We start from the raw sequence: 17,886 nt of genomic DNA, 5'->3' as shown, positions 1-17,886 counted from the left end.
ATGCGGGCATTGAAAATATCCGCGCGCCAGGGCGTTGCAGCGCGCAAAAGCCGCATACGCGGCAGTGACGCAAACAGGCCGGAACTGCCGCAATCGGCAACAGCTCCGGCCCGCCTTGCAATTTTGCCTATCAGGCGTCTACCGGCACAGGCTTGCGGTTTTTGGCCGCGCTGCCCTCATGCTCGAGCGCCAGATCGTCGCCCTTGACCGTCAGCTTGGCGCTGCCGCCCTTTTTGAGCGAGCCGAACAGCAGCTCGTGCGCCAGGCGGTCTTCCAGCTCGGTGCGCAGCAGACGGCGCAAGGGCCGCGCCCCCATGGAGGGGTCAAAGCCTTTGCGGGCCAGCCACTTGCGGGCGCTCTCGGTCAGCGTAAGCGTTACGCTGCGCTGATCAAGGCTGGTGCGTATCTCGCCCACAAACTTGTCCACAATGCGCAGCATCATGGGTTCTGTCAGGCTGCCAAAGGGCACCAGCGCGTCAAGCCGGTTGCGGAACTCGGGGCTGAAGGTGTTTTCCACCGCCTTGAGGCCCTTGTGCGCCGCATCCTGCGGGGCTGTGCCGCCAAAACCCATGGCGGGCCGCGACATTTCAAAGGCCCCGGCATTGGAGGTCATGATAAGGATAACGTTCGAAAAGTCCGTCTTGCGCCCGGTGTTATCCGTCAGCGTGGCGTAATCCATGACCTGCAGCAGCACGTTAAAGATATCGGGGTGGGCCTTTTCCACCTCGTCGAGCAGCACGACGGAATACGGAGCCTTGCGCACCGCTTCGGTCATCAGCCCGCCCTGGTCAAAGCCCACATAGCCTGGAGGCGCGCCGATGAGCCGCGAAACGGAGTGCTTTTCCATATATTCGCTCATGTCGTAGCGCAAAAATTCCACGCCCATGAGCTTGGCAAGGCTGCGGGCCACCTCGGTTTTGCCCACGCCCGTGGGCCCGTAGAACAGGAAGGCCCCTGCGGGGCGCTGCTCCTGCCCAAGACCCGCGCGGGCGCGCAAAATGGCGCGCACGGTCAGTTCTATGGCCTTTTCCTGCCCAAAAACCAGCCCCTTGAGGTCTTTTTCAAGCGTTGCCAGCTTGTTGCGTTCCTTGCCGGAAACTGTACGCACGGGTATGCCCGCCATGCGGGCTACAATGCGCTCCACGTCGGGCACGCCAACCAGCGGATCGTTGTTGCCGTTCTTTTTGCCCGACTTTGCGGCGGGCGTTACGCCACGGCCCAGCCGCACGGCTGCGCCCGTTTCGTCCAGAACATCAATGGCCTTGTCGGGCAGCAGACGGTCGCGCACATGACGCGAGGTAAGGTCAACCATGGCCTTGAGGGCCGCAGGGCTGTAGCGCACATGATGGTATTGCGCGTAATGCGGCTCCAGACCTTCAAGGATGCCAAGACACTCCTCCACCGTTGGTTCGGTAAGGTCGATGCGCTGAAACCGGCGGGCCAGCGCGCGGTCTTTTTCAAAGTGGTTGCGGTATTCCTCGTAGGTGGTGGAGCCAATGCAGCGTATCTCGCCGTTGGCCAGCACGGGCTTGAGCAGGTTGGATGCGTCAAGCGAGCCGCCCGAGGTGGAACCGGCGCCCACGATGGTGTGTATTTCGTCAATAAACAGGATGCAGTCGGGCTGCTCCTTGAGCCTTTGCACCACGGCCTTGAGGCGGCCTTCAAAGTCGCCCCGGTAGCGCGTGCCCGCCAGCAAAAGACCCATGTCGAGCGCATAGAGCTTGGTTTTGGCAAACATGCCGGGCACGTTGCCTTCCACAATGCGCAGGGCAAGGCCCTCGGCCAGGGCGGTTTTGCCCACGCCGGGGTCGCCCACAAACAGCGGGTTGTTTTTGCGCCGACGGCACAAAACCTCCACCGCGCGGTCAAGTTCCGTAACCCTGCCCACGAGAGGGTCAATCTTGCCTTCGCGTGCGCGGGCCGTAAGCTCCACGGTGTACTGCGCCAGCGGATCGGCCTTGGCCTCGCCGTTTTCGCCCGACTCCGCTCCCGCTTCCACGCCGCGCGAGCCGGGGCCTTCATCAAGGCCGTGCGAAATGAAGGTCAGCACGTCCAGGCGCTCAACCCCTTGTTTGCGCAGGTAAAAGTGCGCGTAGCTTTCTTCCTCGTCAATGATGGAAATAAGCAGGTCGCCAAGCTCGACGGCATCCCGGCCCGAAGAGCGGATGTGCGCAAGCGCCCGCTCAAGCACGCGCTGCACGCTGTCTGTCTGCGCTACCTCGTGCTTTTCCGCCAGCGAGACGGGTTCCAGTTCCTTGTTAAAAAATTCCTCGAGCTGCTCTCGCAGCACAGCTACGCTCGCCCCGCTGCCCTCAAGGATGATGCGCCCCTTCATGCTGTTGGTCAGCGCAAAGAGCACATGCTCCACAGTCAACAGGTCATGCCGTCGCCGGTGGGCTTCCATAAGGGCGTCCCGAATGACCAACTGAACATTTTTACTCAACATAGGCTTATCTCAATGGATTTTTTCCATGGTGCATTTGAGGGGATACCCTGCCGCCCGCGCCGTGTTGTGAACGCGCCGAACTTTGGCTTCGGCTATTTCAAGGGTATAAACGCCGCACTGGCCCACCCCGCGCTGGTGTACTGCCAGCATGATGGCGGTGGCTTCTTCTGCGGTTTTGTGGAAAATACCACACAATACAGACACCACAAACTCCATGCTTGTATAGTCGTCGTTGTGCAGCAGAACCCGGTAGCGATCCGGCTCCTTAAGCTTTTTTTCCACTATTACGCGGCTTTCGCCGCCTGTTTGATTGTCAGGAAGAAAAGACATTCGTGGCTCCCAAGGCGTTTCAGCTCTGCCGCGTTGAGGCCGGATTGGTGGCGGCCCTGTCCGTCAGGCCCAGCAATGTGCGCCAGTGCTCTCTTTGCGCTTCGTCAAACACAAAGGAGAGCTGCTCCGGCTTGTGGTTTTGCCGCAACCATTCCTGATGCAGCTCATGATAACTTTTGGTGCTTATTTCGGCATTGTCAAGGTTCAGACGCCTTTCCACCGATTCTATATCCTGCGCGCGGCCTTCAAGCTCGACCACTTCGGCAAAGGGCAGCACGTCCAGCTCTACCTCTACGGTGTCCATGCGCCATGGCTCGCGTATTTTTTCATACCGCGCCGCCACAATGTAGCCCAGCCCTTCAAGAATGCTGCGCATGGCCGCGCCGTCGGCCACTTCGGTTTCGCGCTCTTCACGCATCTTGAAGCCGCCGCTTTGCAGGACAGGCAGCTTGAGGGTAAGCAGATAACGCGTTTTGTCCTGCCACAGCTGGCTGCGCAGCCGCAGCAGCTGGCCGCCTGTAACCAGACCACCCGCAGAGGTGTCGAATACCCAGTTGCATTCAAAATGCGCGCCAAGGCAATGCGCCCCGTTATCGACAAGAGTCTGACGCAGGGTTTGCAAATTTACCTGCAGATATTTGCGCTCAATCTCAAGGCCCATACCCGCCCGCCTTTACTTGCGATGAAATAGCCTTTGCTGCAGCGCGGCAATGGTACTGATGCCGCCCTGCTCCATGGCCGGATGCACTATGGGGTCAAAACCCAGACGCCGCGCCTGCGTAAGCCGCAGATCCTGCGCGGATACGGGCCGTACCTGCCCGTTGAGGTCAACCTCGCCCCAAAGTACGCTTTTTTCCGGCAGGGGAACATCATAATACGACGAAAGCACAGCGGCTACCAGCGCCAGATCAAGCCCCGGCTCGCTCAGTTTCATGCCGCCGCCCACCTTTGCGTAAATATCAACCTGAGCAAAGTTGAGCTTGAGTCTTTTTTCCAGCACGGCCAGCAGCAGGTGCAGGCGGCCCACGTCAAACCCCAGGGCCGCGCGACGCGGAATACTCAAAAACGTACGCGACACAAGGGCCTGCACCTCCACGGCCAGCGGGCGCTGACCGTCCACAGCCATGACCACCGCCGTACCCGAAAGCGAAGGATCGCGCTGGCCCAAAAAAAACGTGGAAGGGTCGTCCACAATCTGCATGCCCGTGGCTTCCATGCGAAAGACCAGCAGTTCTTCGTTGGGGCCAAAGCGGTTTTTGAACACGCGCAGCAGGCGGAACATCTGACGGCGGTCGCCCTCAAGGGAAATGACGGTATCCACCATATGCTCAAGCAGCCGGGGACCGGCCAGCACGCCGTCCTTGGTCACATGCCCCACCAGCACCAGCGTGCACGAAAGCCTGCGGCAGGCCTCAAGCAGGGCCGTGGCCACGGCGCGCACCTGGCTGACGTTGCCCGGCAGGCCGTCGGCCTCAAGACTCGTGAGGGTTTGCACCGAATCCACCACCAGCAGGGCTGGCGGCGCGGCATTGGCGGCTTCAAGCACGTCTTCCACACGTGAGGTGGCAATGGCCATAAGGTCGGGAGCAAGCATGCCCAGACGTTCGGCTCGCCCCTTGATCTGCGGCAGCGATTCTTCGCCGCTGGCGTAGAGCACATGCCTGCCCTGCGCCGCAACCAGGCCCGCCACCTGCAACAGCAGGGTCGATTTGCCTATGCCCGGCTCGCCGCCGACCAAAATTGCCGCACCGGGCACAAGCCCCTTGCCCAGCACGCGGTCAAGCGCCTTGAGGCCGCTGCCGTATGGCTCGTGCCCCGCGTCCTGCACCTCCCGCAGGGGGATGGGCCTGCTGGACGTGTCCAGGGCCGGTCTGGGCCTGTTGCCGCCGGGGGCCGATTTGGGCTGCACCGCCGCCTGCAGGGTGTTCCATTCATGACAGTTGGGGCACTGCCCACGCCATTGCATGGTTTGTGAGCCACAGGATGAGCAGATATAAATCTCGCGTGTTTTCGTCATGAATAAAGCCTACGAAAAAAGTACACAGGGCGCAAGTTTCTGTGCGCGCAAAAGGCCTTGCCAGGGCGACGATGCAATAACACAATCGCCCGCTGCGGAGGGCGGGCCACAACTGGCAACCACCCCGCAACGGGCGAAAGTGCGGCGGCGCGACCGGCGGCGACCGGCCGACTAATGCCGCCGATCTAGCCCTTGGCCCCGCGCTTGGAGGCCTTGAGGGGGTTGACCTTTTTGGCGGCCACGGTTTCGACCTGGATACGGTGCTGGTTGGCCGCCAGCAGGTCGGCAGCGTCGAGCCCGAGTGCGGCTATGCGCTGGTCCGTATCTTGCCGCGCGCCGCTGTAGCGGTTGCGGTCGGCAATGGGCCGCCCCACATACTGCGCGGTAGTGAGGTACAGCCCCCGGCTGTCGATGGCCAGCACCAGATCCTTTCCATTTTCGCGTACAGACTGGATCGCCATATTCTGCGTTGTTGCAAAACGGTTAGCCATATCTCTGCCTGTTCTCCTTTGCGCCTGAAGGCGGTAAAAGTTCTGCCCTGTACGGGCAGCAGGCTTAGTATATGAAAATGAAATTCAAAGTCAACAAACTGTGCACACCCAATATTTTCGCAGTTCCCTGCCGGAATTCAGTGCGCGCAAAGCAGCCACCAAACGCAGGCCGCAACACGCAGAAAGCACAAAAGATCAGACGAAGTGGATTATCCCGACTCACGAACGCTTCCGCGATCTGAGCCTGACGGGGGGGACGGTCACGAGACAGGAGGCGTCCGCCAGCACGCTGCGGTTACGCCCGCTGGCCTTGGCCTGGTACAGGGCCTCGTCTGCTTTTCTGAAGGCCCCGTCAAACGAGAGATCACAGCAACCGCACACCAGCAGGCCGCCCAGCGAAACAGTCACCACAGCCTTGGGGCCGTTGGGATGCTTCAGTTGCAACCCTTCCACCGCAGTGCGGATTTTTTCCATCAAACAGCGCAATTGCGCTTCGTCCTCCGCGCCTGCAAGCACGGCAAATTCTTCGCCCCCGATGCGAAACACCCTGTCGCCCTTTCGCGACAACGTATTTTGCACGCAGGCGGCTATTTTGCGCAGCACGTTGTCGCCTGCCTGGTGCCCAAAAGAATCGTTGAGTCGCTTGAAGTGGTCTATGTCAAACAGCACCAGTGAAAAGGGCACCCCAAGACGCAGGGTCTGGGCAAACCAGGATTCGGCCATTTCATCAAACATTCTGCGGTTGAGCAGCCCGGTCAGGGCATCGTGCTGGGCCTGCACCCGCAGGGTGTCGTTGAGCTTTTGCAGCGTGTTGCGCTGATACCTGTCGCGCAAAAAGTTCACAAACGTGCCAATGATAACTGCAGAGCCAAGAATCAAAAAAAAGAACGCGGTCAGCAGGCGCACCCTGAAGGACGCCTCCGTTTCGGCAACCAGCTGGCCAATGTTTTCAAACCCGTAGACGCTCAGCCCCTCTTTGCCGATGCTGGCAACCGTGCATAAAAACGGCTGTCCCTCCGCATGGCGCAGCCAGGCCTTATGGCCATGCACGTTCACCTCGCGCAGATACACCGTTTCAAGCTTCGCGCGTTGATAACGCAGCTGGCTCTGCTCCACGCCAAGCGACGCGGCAGACCCGCCGGGCACCACCCGCAGCATGTTTTCCGGCACATCTGGCACAACAACAACCCCGGCGCGGTCAGTGACAAAGCCGGTAGGCAGGTACAGCTGCTGGGCCAGAGTATCCTTGTCAATTTTGAGTACGACCACCCCAAGGTATCCGTCCGGGCCGATCACGGGAGCGGAAAAATGGAAACCGGGAACAGTGGAAACACGCCCCACCACAAACTGCACCGCGCTTTCGCCAGCCATGGCGCGAATAAAATACTCACGGTCAGCCAGGTTGACCCCAAGCAGATTTTTGGCAAGCCCGGCATCGTTTGAGGCGACGCACACGCCGTTTTTGTTGAGCAAAAACGCCCGGTGCAGGCGTAGCGTATACCCCACGCTCTGCAGGTAGCTGGTGCACTCCACCAGATTGCCCTGCCCACTGAGCGCGGCGACAATGCGGGAATCCGTCGCCAGAAGCGCCGTCAGTTTGCGGATTGTATCAAATTTGAGTTCCGTCATTTCCGCAACGCGCTGCACCCGTTGCGTCAACGAAAATTCAGCTTCGTCAAGGCCTGCTGCAAAATGTTCGGAGCGCCAATACAGAGCAACCAGCAGCGAAAGCGCGGCTGCAAAAGGTATGGATAACGCCCAGAGCGCCAATATGGTACGCGTGGGCCGTTCTTCAATATGGATTTTGAGTTTGCCGAGCAGTGCGGCTGCACTGCGTAAAACTGCTTTCATCATCCTTAACTTACCTTAAAAAAACACAAAAAATTAACTGACGCGAGCTTCATCAATTTGCAGGAATATTGCAACAAAAAAGATATTTTTTATCATTCAAACAGAGACGTTTTTACTGTTACTCTGCGTAATGTAAATTAATAATTTTGTCCGCGACTGGTTGAAAGAAACAACAAAGGCCACGTGCCTATTTGATATCATATGCAATATATGGACAATACGGTCGCATATTAGCATAACTGCATGGCGCAGGCATTTTTACGGGCACCGGGCAGCCGACCTGCCCGATGCCGCGCAGGCGCAGGCATACGCCTATTCTTCCGTCATATCTTCCGCATACTGCTGCTGAACCCACTGCGCCACGCGCCGCTGCACCTCGCCCGCCTGATAATCGTCAAGCGCAAGCCCGGCAGCCTCGGCGTAATTGACGGTATAAGCATAGGGATCGGCCTCAAACCGCTGGCGGTCGCGGTTGTTGCTGATATTGTCGGTCATGGCTTTTTCAAGCCAGTCCAGCATGTCTTGCGCGGTTGCAAACACATGCCCCCCGGCCAGATCGTTGGTTTTCTGATACATTGGGCCTCCCGTGGTAAAAGGTGGCAGATGCCTGTGCGTGAGGATTTATTCTTTATTGGTAACGGCAGCCGGTCTATTTTTCAATACGCCGACAAACCGGCCCCGCGCCCGCAACATGACGCTGGACTTTCGCGCACATGCGCTGCATCATGAGAAAAATTCAGTTTATTTACAGGCCGTAAAGGCTCTGCAAACATCTATAAGCACTTTTTGCCAAGTTTTTTTACATGCGCACATCTTTACGCACCACCCCGGACGCCTGTTCAACCGGCGTGACCTCACGCACGCACCGGAAATTTTCTTCACTGCTGTTTGACCCGCAGGATCACAAGCTGATCCAGCTGGTCAACGCCTTTGTGGAAGCCCGCGCGCAGGACAACGCGCTGCGCCAGCCCGAGCCGGGCCTGCACCCCCACGGCATTATTGAAATGGCCTCGTCCCACGGCCTGCGGCTGGCGAGCGCCGTAATTGTACTGCTTGAAAGCCTGGAGGCTGGCGGCCCCAACGAGCGCCTGCAGGCTCTGCGCCGTCTTCACGACGAAGTGCTGTACTCCTCGCACTCGTCGCTGCAAAACAATACCGCCCGCGTGCTCGTGCAGATAATGAAAGACCTTGTGCGCTCCGACGATCCCTGCCGTCAGCTGCCCCTGGCGCACGAATTTCACCAGGCCGTGCGCGGCACGCCGCGCATTGTACGCGCCCTGCTGCGCAAGTTTCATCTGCTCGAAATGCCTGAGGAATGGAACCAGCACGCCTTTGACCACCATGTGCACGACGCCAATACCAAGGGGCGCAAAAATCCCACGCATCTGGTCATGGACGCATGGATCAAGGGCATCCGCTTTCTGACGGTGATCTACTACAACACCGTCGATCCCGAAGCCGCGCAGGAGCTGCTGCGCGCGGCGCACATCATGGGCATTACGGTGCGCATCGGCATAGAGTTCAAGGCCACGTTTCGCGACAAACTGGTGGAATTTACCTGGTCACCGCTCAATACCGAAACGTCCAAGGCCTTTAACGACCTGCTGCACCGGCGCGACATCGTGGACGCACTGCGTAAGTATGCGCCGGTAAACGACTGGATGCGCGAATACGTGCTCAAACTGCTGCGCGCCTGGAACGAACGTCACGCCGCCTCGCTGGCCGCGCGCTGGGATATGCCGACGCCCGCCCCGCTTAAGGAGGACGAATTCCTTGCCTATGTGGGGCAGCGCCAGCCCTCGTCGCTGCACCTTGCCGAATTTATCTACAACCAGCTGGAGCCGCTGCGCCAGATGCGCAAGGAACGCCTGAGCGCGGCGCTGGAGGCGGAAACCGACCCGGCCAGAGCGGCCAAGCTGCGCGAAGGACTGACGGAACTGGCCGACATGGTTCCCGACATGCTGCGCGAAGACTGGCTTGGCCCCGAGGCCAACCCCAAAATTGTCTTCCCCTACACGCCAAACACCGAGCTGCCCGCCATCATGCAGCAGCCCCCGGAGTTTCTGCTCGAAAACATCCACCCACTGCACCCCTGCCAGATCATCCTTAACCTGGCGGGCCTGACGGCGCAGGATGTGCTTGAACTGCTGTGGATCGGGCGCGGCCGCATCACGCACCTCGAGCTGTTTAACCTGCGCGAGTGGACAAGCGGGCAGCTTGCCCATGTGGAAGAGATCAACACCCTGCAAAGGGCGGTCAACGAGGGCAGCACCCCACGGCTCAAGCAGGTTATCCGCCGCATCATCAGCGGCGAACCTAAAGACTCCGCAAGGATGCACCTGTTTCACGAGATTCTTGGGCATATACCGCAGCTGCAGGAATATTACGCCCTGTCGCCGCTGGGTTCGCGCATCGGCACCGACTCCACCAGCCGCTCGCACCACACCCACGGCATGGGGCTGGTTTTTGTGGAGACCCTGCCGCCCAAGGCCCGCGCGGTGCTGCGCAGCGAAGACAACGCCCAGCGGCTCACCCTGCCCGTGCATACGGACATTTACCGCTTTACCCAGTACCACGAGCCGCAGCAGCCCCAGCCCCTGTGGCAGCGCCTGCTCAGGCGCATTCCCGGTTTCGGTAACGTTGGCTGCCACAAGGTGCGCGGCTGGGGGCTTGAAAAAAACACTACCAGGGTCGGGCACGAGGGCAACCTTGTTACCCTGGGCGGCGTCGACGCCAAGGGCGTAAACCGCGACCTGCAACAGCTGCAAAGCCCCTCGCAGGAAGAAATACCCTTCTGGTCGCCAGACTACATGAACAGCGACATCGTCAACGCCCTCAAAATTCTGGCGGGTTTTTTGCCCGCGCAATGGGCGTTCAGCTACGTAAACGGCTGGTGGGTGCTCACCTGGTTTGGCGCGTTCATATGGTTTGCCATTACGGCTGTGCGCAACGTGGGTCAGGCGGTGGTGGGCGGCGGCGCCTTTACCCGCTCCATGCTCGTGCCCTGGAAGCGTTATGTCAGCTGGAGCCGCATGGCCGATTCACTGCTGTACACGGGCGTGTCGGTGCCGCTGCTCGAGGTGGTGGTGCGTCTGTGGCTGCTGCAGGATCTCATGGGCCTCACCGTGCAGGACAACGCGCTGGCGGTGTACACGGTCATAGCCATGGTCAACAGCGCGTACATATCGGGCCACAACATTTACCGAGGGCTGCCCAAGGAGGCCATTGTCGGCAACCTGTTTCGCAGCGCCCTTTCCATACCGCTTTCGCTGCTCATGGGGCACGGCCTGCTGCTCTTTTTTACGGCCATGCACCTGCCAGACCCCGCAAGCCTGCTGCAAAACTGCGCCGCCATCGTGTCCAAGTGCTCCTCGGACATGGTCGCCTCGATCATCGAGGGCTTTGCCGACCGCAACATGTACCTGCGCATGCGGCAGTGCGACTACGACAGCAAGTTTGCCCAGCTGTATAAAAACCTTACGCGTCAGGAGCTGCTGTTTCCCAGCAAGGATCTTGAGACCCTGCTGCAGGACCCGGCGGAGTACTGGCGGATACTCTACGGCAAGGACAGGGCCACCGCGCGGCAAACCATCACCCACCTGCTCGACATGATGTACATGTGGTACTACCAGCCGAGGGCCAGAGAGGTGTTCTGGCGCAAAATGTGCGCCCTGCCGCAGGCCGAGCGCAGCATTGTCATGGGCCTCAATTCACTGCTTCTGCTTGACCGCGAGATCAGCACCTTGATTCTTGAAGGCCTGCTGAAAAAAGATTTTGCCCGCTCTCTGGCGTTTTACCTGCAAAACAACGCCGCATATGTTAAGGAACTGCGCCGCGAAGCGCGGATCAGGCTCAACGACGGCGTCTGCCAGTGCTGATGCATTGCACCTCCACAGGGAGGGCGGGAGCCAGCCAGCGCCAGTATCTGCTTGACTGCACATCGTTGCTCCGTTAGAGCTGCATGCCCAACGTATTGTGCGCACATGGGTGCAACCGGATGGAGCCGCAAGAAGATTGATCTGCAACAGTGCTGATTTATTTGATTTTTTTGTTTTTTTCAAAAAAAGTAAAAAAAATCAGCCTCAACCCCTTTTCAAGCTCCAAGCGCGTCTTATTTCTATGCCGGTGCGGAACCGGGGCGAAGCTTACCATGCTTCGGTTCGTAACGCGCAATATTTCCAGCGCGGCCAAAGAGATGCGGCCGCTGCTGCGTCCTAGATGGACAATAAAAAAAATCATTTCCGGGAGGATTTGACGTCATGAAGCTCAAGCCCCTTAACGACCGTGTGCTGGTCAAACGCCTTGAATCCGAAGAAAAAACCGCCGGTGGCCTGTACATCCCCGATACGGCGAAGGAAAAGCCTTCCAAGGGTCAGGTTGTTGCTGCTGGTCCCGGCAAGACTGGGGAAAATGGCGAACGCGTCGCTCTGGCTGTGAAAGCGGGCGACATGGTGCTGTTCAACAAGTATGCCGGCACCGAAGTCAAGCTGGACGGCGTTGATCATCTTGTGATGCGCGAAGAAGACATTCTCGCCATTATTGACTAACTCCCACTGCTGCCGAATTATATTCAGGAGGAACTTTCCCAATGTCCGCTAAAGAAATTCTTTTTGACGTTAAAGCCCGTGAAAAACTTGCCCGTGGCGTAGACAAGCTTGCCAACGCCGTTAAAGTTACACTTGGCCCCAAGGGCCGCAATGTTGCCATTGAAAAGTCCTTTGGCGCGCCCGTCATCACCAAGGACGGCGTTACCGTGGCCAAGGAAATCGAACTGAGCGACAGGTTTGAAAACATGGGCGCTCAGCTCGTCAAGGAAGTGGCCTCCAAGACCTCTGACGCCGCTGGCGACGGTACCACCACCGCCACCATTCTGGCCCAGGCCATTTACCGCGAAGGCACCAAGCTTGTGGCCGCCGGCCGCAACCCCATGGCCATCAAGCGTGGCGTGGACAAGGCTGTTGAATCCCTGATCGCCGAGCTGGCCAACCTTGCCAAGCCCACCCGCGACCAGAAGGAAATTGCCCAGATCGGCACCATTTCCGCCAACTCTGATACCACCATCGGCAACATCATTGCCGAAGCCATGTCCAAGGTGGGCAAGGAAGGCGTTATCACCGTTGAAGAAGCCAAGGGTCTGGAAACCACCATGGACGTGGTGGAAGGCATGCGCTTTGACCGCGGCTATCTCTCCCCCTACTTCGTGACCAACACCGAAAAGATGGTCTGCGAAATGGACAACCCTTACATCCTGTGCACGGAAAAGAAAATCTCCAGCATGAAAGACATGCTGCCCGTGCTTGAGCAGGTTGCCAAGGTTAACCGTCCCCTCATGATCATCGCTGAAGACGTCGAAGGCGAAGCCCTGGCCACCCTGGTGGTCAACAAGCTGCGCGGCGCCCTTCAGGTTGTGGCCGTCAAGGCTCCTGGCTTCGGCGACCGCCGCAAGGCCATGCTGCAGGATATCGCCGTGCTGACCGGCGGCCAGGTCGCCTCCGACGACACCGGCTCCAAGCTTGAAAGCATGACCCTTGCCGAACTTGGCTCTGCCAAGCGCATCGTTATCGACAAGGAAAACACCACCATCGTCGACGGCGCTGGCAAGGGCGACGACATCAAGGCCCGCGTGAAGCAGATCCGCGCCCAGGTCGAAGACAGCACCTCCGACTACGACCGCGAAAAGCTGCAGGAACGCCTGGCCAAGCTCGTGGGCGGCGTGGCCGTTGTGCATGTGGGCGCTGCCACCGAAGTGGAAATGAAAGAAAAGAAAGACCGCGTTGAAGACGCCCTGAACGCTACCCGCGCTGCCGTTGAAGAAGGCATCGTGCCTGGCGGCGGCACCGCTCTGATCCGCGTTTCCAAGGTGCTCAACGACATCAAGCCCGCCGACGACGACGAACTTGCTGGCGTGAACATCATCCGCCGCTCCATCGAAGAACCCCTGCGCCAGATCGCCCACAATGCCGGCTTTGAAGGCTCCATCGTGGTCGAAAAGGTTCGCTTGGGCAAGGACGGCTTCGGCTTCAACGCCGCCACCGGCGAATACGAAGACCTGATCAAGGCTGGCGTTATCGACCCCAAAAAGGTTACCCGTACGGCCCTGCAGAACGCCGCTTCCGTGGCCTCTCTGCTGCTGACCACCGAATGCGCCATTGCTGAAAAGCCCGAACCGAAGAGTGCGGCTCCTGCCATGCCCGACATGGGCGGCATGGGTGGCATGGGCGGAATGGGCGGCATGTACTAAGCCAGCCCCTGGGCTCATACGCTTGAATAGCAAAGGCTCCCGCTTCGGCGGGAGCCTTTTTTTGCGCTGACGACGACCAGCTGGCCTGTCGGGCAGTGGCAGCCCCCCCCCATCGAAGGCGCTTGTTCAATAGCCTGAAAAACCCCATAAGCCTTTTACGGGGGAAAAGATGGGACAGGGGAAAAGATGGGACAGCGAGGGTGGCTATTGCCCTGATATTCATTTACGGCTTAGAGCGTCAACCAGATTCCCACCGGAGCCACCTCACAAACCCCGGCGGCGGCACAAGCCCCCACATCTCCCGGGCCGACCAGCTCTATGCGGGCCGAGCCTCGGGGTTGAGGCAGTTGGCAGGCAACTTGCCATCAAGCGCGGCAAAGATCTTTTCCGCGCTGCTGCGGCCCATGTTGAGGAATCCGTCCATGGTTGCAGCGCCCTTGTGCGGCGTCATCAGCACATTGGGCAGCGCGCAGAGGGCGGGGAGAACCCGCGGCTCGTTTTCAAACACATCCAGCCCGGCTCCGGCTATGGCGCCGCGTTGCAGGGCGTCGGCAAGGGCCTGCTCGTCAACTACCCTGCCCCGCGCCGTGTTGATGAGTATGGCGTGGGGCTGCATGAGCTCAAGCTCAGCCTTGCCTATATACTTGTCAGTTTCAGGGGTCAGGGGCATGTGCAGGCTGACAAAATCAGCCTGCTGCAGCAGCTCCCGCTCGCTGGCGTAGCGCGCACCGGTGCGGGTCTCAAAGTCTTCGTTGCGGTGACGCGACGTGTACAGCAGGGTCATGCCAAAGCCAGCCGCACGGGCGGCCACGGCCTGGGCAATGCGTCCGCTGCCCACAAGGCCCAGAATTTTACCCGACACGCGCAAGCCTATGTTGCTGGTCATGGGCCAGGGCTTTACACCGCTGCGCACGTAACCGTCGCATTCGTGCAGCCGTCGGGCCACGCCGAGTATGAGCGCAAAGGCCATGTCCGCAGTATCGTCGGTCACAAAGCCGGGGTTATGGGTCACCCATATGCCGTTACGGGTGGCGGCGGCAATATCCACATGGTCAAAACCCACGCCAAAGCATGAAATAATCTTGCAGGTGGGGGCCATAGCTTCAATAACTTCCGCCCGCAAGGCAACCACAGGAGAAAGGATGCCGTCGCAGCCGCGCACGGCCTCTATCAGTTTATCGTCGGTCAGGCCTCCCACTGGGCCCATATCCACATGGCAGCGGGTGCGCAGCAGTTCAAGGGCTTCAGGGACGACCGCCCGGGGTATAAAAATTCTTGGCTTGCGCATGGCAACTCTCCCAAAAGGCAAAAAAATAGAAACATCCCTGCCTGGTGCGGTTTCCCTACACAGCAGGTATGCTTTTGTAAGTAATCAGATGAAGGGCTGAAAGCAAGAATAAAGAACACGGCACGCCGCTGCTGCCACGGCATGCAATGCCTTGCGGCTGTTCGCGGCAGGCGGCAGAGTTACAACGGCAGCTACCTGCCCGGTGCAAGGGGCCGGTCGAGCAGCGAAGCCATATCGCCGCCCAGTTTTTCCTTCAGGGCTGCGGCACGCTCCTGCTCCAGCATGATCATGTCCACCTGCCGGGTGTGGATAAGCAGATAGCCTATCATGCGCGTTTTTTGCAGGATGTCGTCAGCGGCGAAGTTTTCCGCCACCGCAAACAGCGAGTCGTCCTTGACGTCGGCGCGAAAACCTTGCTGTTCAAGAAGATCTGCCACCATGCGGGCGCGCAGGCGGCGACGCTGCCTGTCGGCTGCCCCGCCCTTGAACTGGAAGCTCACGAAGTTTTCGTGATTATTTGCGCCAGCCAGACTTTCCACCGTACAAAAGTGGTAACCGTAACGGGCCTGCAAAATCATGTAATTATCAGAAATTATAAAGAAGTTTTTATTCGCCATGGCATTGGGCGCCGTGCTTTCCAGGTCGGGATTCATGGTGCTTTCAATCATCACGCTCATAAAACCCGACGCGCTGGCGGCTGGCGGCCCTGCCCAGGGCACGGCAATCATGCCGTCCCACAGGGCCAGCATGGGCGTACTGGCGATATCGGCAATGTCCACCACTGCGCCGCCCACATGCCGTGCAAAACCCCCGCCCATGTCCACAATCCAATACTGCAGCTTGACCCCGGCCTTGAGCTGTTTGCCCATGCGCTGGTTGACGCCCGAGCCGTCTTCAAACATGAGCTGTACGGATTTTTCGTGGCAAAAACGGGTTATGTCGTGCAGGGTCTGGCAATGCTCGGGCGCGAACTGAGGCGACTCCGGATCCAGAAGATTGAGCGGCACCATCAGCCGGGCCAAGGCCTCAAGGCGCTGGTGCACGGGGCTGCCTTCCATAAGATTGGGCGGCTCGGCCACACGGGCGGCAAGCTGGGGATTACGCCCTGCAAGCACTGCGCAATGCCCGGCGTCAAGGGTGGCGTCGCCTGCGTTTTCAAGCAGGGCGCAGGCATTGGGCAGGCTGAACAGCGCAGGCAGGCGGTACTCGCGGGCCACAGAGGCCAGATGCCCGGCCATGCCGCCCGTTTCGCTTACCATGCCCGACGCGCGCGAAAGCAGCGGTGCCCAGCGGGGCAATGCCCGCTCTACCACCAGGATTCCGCCATTGGGAAAGGAGAGCATGTCCGCTTCCTTGCGGGCCACAAATACCGGCCCCATGCCCACGCCGGGGCTCACGGCCACGCCTCCCGCAGCAAGCACTTTCAGCCCATCGGGCAGCTCCGACAGGCATTTGCACTCGCCGGGCCGAGCGCCAGCGTCGTCAAGCTCCCCGGCAGGTGCCCCGGCTGCGCCCTGGGCATCCGCATCAACGGCGCGGTTTTCGGTGGCGGCATCGGCCTCGCGCAGGGGGCGGCTCTGCAGCACCACAATACGCCCGGTGCGCGAGTCGAGCGCCCACTCCACATCCTGCGGTTCGGCGTAATATTCTTCAAGCGCCAGCGCCACCTGGGCAAGCTCCGCAGCCTGAAAATCCGTAAGGCTGGCAGGCACGCCCGCAAGGCCGGCCAGCGACTTGCTGATGGGTCTGGGCGGGTTGGCGTGGGTAAAAATAAAGACATCAGGGGTAACGGCGCCGTCCACCACTCCCTGGGGCAAGCCCGGCACAGCGTTGAGCAGCACCTGCTCCTGCCCGCGCGCCGCGGCCACAGGGTCGCGGCTGTAGGCCACGCCGCCTGCGGCGGCGGGAACCATGGCAAGCACGCCCACGCACATGGGGGCCGTATCGTCAGGGATACCATGCTGGTAGCGGTAGCTCATGGCCGTGACGGCATACTTGCTGGCGACAATTTCTTTCCAGACTTCACAGGCTTCTTCTGGCGGCACGTTAAGCTCGGAGCGGTACTGCCCGGCAAACGACACCCCAAGCGAATCTTCGCCCACTGCGCTGCTGCGCAGGGCCAGCAGCAGGCCCGGCCCGGCCCGGCGCTGCATTTCCGCGACGGATTCGCTAATTTCCCGCTCCAGATCGGGCGGCAGCGGCGCACTGAGTACGGCCTGCTGCAGCGCAGCGGAAAGGCTGAAGACTTCCTCAAGGCTGTGCATGTCTGTGGCCTGAATACGGCGGTTCAGCTCGCTGCGCAGCCCGTTGTATTCCATAAAGCGGTAATAGGCGCTCACAGTTACGGCAAAGCCCTCGGGCACATCCAGCCCGGCGTGGGCCGCCACCTCGCCCAGGTTGGCCATTTTGCCGCCCACCAAGGCAATGTGGCGCAGGCGGATATCGCCAAGCGGCATGATGCTGGGGCCGTCCTGCAGCGGCTGTTCTTCAAGCAGGCTCTGCATCTGCCCGCGGATGCGGTCAAACGACTGCTGCAAAGACTGGTACTCGTCGTCGGACAGTGCGTTGAGGTCGCGCACCATCTGAAAAACAGCCGTCACAACGCGGGTGCTTGCGGCATGCACGTAATCCATGCCAAACGGACGCGAGCCGGAGAGATGCTCTTCCACATCGCTCATGGCCTCAAGCGCGGTCTTGTTGGACGACAGCAAACGGCGAAAGCGCGCGCACCGCTCGCGCAGGCGGGCCTTAAAGGCCTCCTCGCGCGCAAGCTGTTCCGCATCCGGCTCGTCCGGGCCATCACGCCCCAGCAGTTTCCGCAGGCAGTCGAGCAGCGCCATGTTTACATAGCGGACCGAGCCGCTTCCTCCATCTTGATGATAAGCTCGCTGATGGCCACGGGCTTGAGCATGTAGTCGTACGCGCCGAGGTCGAGCCCCTGCACGGCCACGCCCATGCAGGCATGCCCCGTAAGCAGGATAACAGGGATCTTTGGGGCTTTTTCCTTCATATGCCGCAGGGTTTCCAGACCGTCCATGCCCGGCATGCGAACATCCATGACCACAATTTCAAAGGTCTGGCCCGAGGCAAGGGCCTGGTCGAGCGCGTCCAGGGCCGACTGCCCGTCGGGAGCAGTGACGACATCCATGCCGCGCCGGGTGAGGCGTTTTTGCATCAGTTCCAAAAATTCCACTTCGTCGTCCACAAACAGTGCGCGCATGG

Annotated in this window: 13 protein-coding genes; 3 read left to right on the top strand and 10 right to left on the bottom strand. The window is 59.9% G+C overall.

What is annotated here, in order from left to right; genetic code table 11:
• Window positions 1-130: 130 nt before the first annotated feature.
• The 7 genes from clpA to DDIC_RS05580 all read right to left on the bottom strand — a co-directional run bounded on the left by clpA (window position 131) and on the right by DDIC_RS05580 (window position 7,711).
• Window positions 131-2,446, bottom strand: coding sequence for an ATP-dependent Clp protease ATP-binding subunit ClpA (gene clpA, locus DDIC_RS05610; RefSeq protein WP_136399529.1), 2,316 nt, complete (start codon window positions 2,444-2,446; stop codon window positions 131-133).
• Window positions 2,447-2,455: 9 nt separating this feature from the next.
• Window positions 2,456-2,776 carry an ATP-dependent Clp protease adapter ClpS gene (gene clpS / locus DDIC_RS05605; protein WP_136399528.1) on the bottom strand — a complete coding sequence of 107 codons (321 nt, stop codon included), beginning with the start codon at window positions 2,774-2,776 and terminating at the stop codon, window positions 2,456-2,458.
• Between the two features lie 19 nt (window positions 2,777-2,795).
• Complete coding sequence (locus DDIC_RS05600) at window positions 2,796-3,437, bottom strand: class IV adenylate cyclase (protein WP_136399527.1); 642 nt, start codon at window positions 3,435-3,437, stop codon at window positions 2,796-2,798.
• A 12-nt stretch (window positions 3,438-3,449) separates the two neighbouring features.
• Complete coding sequence (gene radA, locus DDIC_RS05595; RefSeq protein WP_136399526.1) at window positions 3,450-4,793, bottom strand: DNA repair protein RadA; 1,344 nt, start codon at window positions 4,791-4,793, stop codon at window positions 3,450-3,452.
• 185 nt (window positions 4,794-4,978) lie between these two features.
• On the bottom strand, window positions 4,979-5,284 hold the full coding sequence (locus DDIC_RS05590) for a hypothetical protein (RefSeq protein WP_136399525.1): 306 nt from the start codon (window positions 5,282-5,284) through the stop codon (window positions 4,979-4,981).
• Between the two features lie 219 nt (window positions 5,285-5,503).
• On the bottom strand, window positions 5,504-7,138 hold the full coding sequence (locus tag DDIC_RS05585; RefSeq protein WP_136399524.1) for a sensor domain-containing diguanylate cyclase: 1,635 nt from the start codon (window positions 7,136-7,138) through the stop codon (window positions 5,504-5,506).
• Window positions 7,139-7,447: 309 nt separating this feature from the next.
• Window positions 7,448-7,711 (bottom strand): hypothetical protein, encoded by a 264-nt coding sequence (locus tag DDIC_RS05580; RefSeq protein ID WP_136399523.1) that lies wholly within the window; start codon window positions 7,709-7,711, stop codon window positions 7,448-7,450.
• 227 nt (window positions 7,712-7,938) lie between these two features.
• On the opposite strand from DDIC_RS05580, the gene DDIC_RS05575 reads away from it, so the two are divergent.
• The 3 genes from DDIC_RS05575 (at window position 7,939) to groL (ending at window position 13,376) form a co-directional block, all read left to right on the top strand.
• A complete protein-coding gene (locus DDIC_RS05575; protein WP_247647568.1) occupies window positions 7,939-11,013 on the top strand; it encodes a hypothetical protein in 3,075 nt (1,024 codons plus the stop codon).
• A gap of 381 nt (window positions 11,014-11,394) precedes the next feature.
• Window positions 11,395-11,682 (top strand): co-chaperone GroES, encoded by a 288-nt coding sequence (gene groES, locus DDIC_RS05570; protein WP_136399522.1) that lies wholly within the window; start codon window positions 11,395-11,397, stop codon window positions 11,680-11,682.
• A 41-nt stretch (window positions 11,683-11,723) separates the two neighbouring features.
• On the top strand, window positions 11,724-13,376 hold the full coding sequence (gene groL, locus DDIC_RS05565) for a chaperonin GroEL (RefSeq protein WP_136399521.1): 1,653 nt from the start codon (window positions 11,724-11,726) through the stop codon (window positions 13,374-13,376).
• Between the two features lie 316 nt (window positions 13,377-13,692).
• On the opposite strand, the gene DDIC_RS05560 is transcribed toward groL, so the two are convergent.
• From DDIC_RS05560 to DDIC_RS05550, 3 genes are all read right to left on the bottom strand, one after another.
• The gene (locus DDIC_RS05560; protein ID WP_136399520.1) at window positions 13,693-14,664 is read right to left on the bottom strand and encodes a 2-hydroxyacid dehydrogenase; all 972 of its coding nucleotides are present in this window, start codon (window positions 14,662-14,664) and stop codon (window positions 13,693-13,695) included.
• Between the two features lie 191 nt (window positions 14,665-14,855).
• Window positions 14,856-17,504, bottom strand: a complete 2,649-nt coding sequence (locus DDIC_RS05555; RefSeq protein ID WP_136399519.1) for a PEP/pyruvate-binding domain-containing protein — start codon at window positions 17,502-17,504, stop codon at window positions 14,856-14,858.
• 2 nt (window positions 17,505-17,506) lie between these two features.
• Entirely contained in the window at window positions 17,507-17,884 is a 378-nt protein-coding gene (locus DDIC_RS05550) for a response regulator (protein ID WP_136399518.1), read from the bottom strand.
• Between the last annotated feature and the right edge of the window lie 2 nt (window positions 17,885-17,886).

The organism is Desulfovibrio desulfuricans, assembly GCF_004801255.1.
GTDB classification, from domain to species: domain Bacteria; phylum Desulfobacterota; class Desulfovibrionia; order Desulfovibrionales; family Desulfovibrionaceae; genus Desulfovibrio; species Desulfovibrio desulfuricans_C.
Note: the sequence above shows the minus strand (reverse complement) of the source record. Positions and strands in the feature narration are given on the sequence as shown.

Coding starts and splice junctions, on each gene's coding strand:
- DDIC_RS05585 (WP_136399524.1), bottom strand. CDS start 7,138: ATGATGAAAGCAGTTTTACGCAGTGCAGCCGCACTGCTCGGCAAACTC.
- DDIC_RS05560 (WP_136399520.1), bottom strand. CDS start 14,664: ATGCGCAAGCCAAGAATTTTTATACCCCGGGCGGTCGTCCCTGAAGCC.
- DDIC_RS05555 (WP_136399519.1), bottom strand. CDS start 17,504: ATGGCGCTGCTCGACTGCCTGCGGAAACTGCTGGGGCGTGATGGCCCG.
- groES (WP_136399522.1), top strand. CDS start 11,395: ATGAAGCTCAAGCCCCTTAACGACCGTGTGCTGGTCAAACGCCTTGAA.
- radA (WP_136399526.1), bottom strand. CDS start 4,793: ATGACGAAAACACGCGAGATTTATATCTGCTCATCCTGTGGCTCACAA.
- DDIC_RS05590 (WP_136399525.1), bottom strand. CDS start 5,284: ATGGCTAACCGTTTTGCAACAACGCAGAATATGGCGATCCAGTCTGTA.
- clpA (WP_136399529.1), bottom strand. CDS start 2,446: ATGTTGAGTAAAAATGTTCAGTTGGTCATTCGGGACGCCCTTATGGAA.
- DDIC_RS05600 (WP_136399527.1), bottom strand. CDS start 3,437: ATGGGCCTTGAGATTGAGCGCAAATATCTGCAGGTAAATTTGCAAACC.
- DDIC_RS05580 (WP_136399523.1), bottom strand. CDS start 7,711: ATGTATCAGAAAACCAACGATCTGGCCGGGGGGCATGTGTTTGCAACC.
- DDIC_RS05575 (WP_247647568.1), top strand. CDS start 7,939: ATGCGCACATCTTTACGCACCACCCCGGACGCCTGTTCAACCGGCGTG.
- groL (WP_136399521.1), top strand. CDS start 11,724: ATGTCCGCTAAAGAAATTCTTTTTGACGTTAAAGCCCGTGAAAAACTT.
- clpS (WP_136399528.1), bottom strand. CDS start 2,776: ATGTCTTTTCTTCCTGACAATCAAACAGGCGGCGAAAGCCGCGTAATA.
- DDIC_RS05550 (WP_136399518.1), bottom strand. CDS start 17,884: ATGCGCGCACTGTTTGTGGACGACGAAGTGGAATTTTTGGAACTGATG.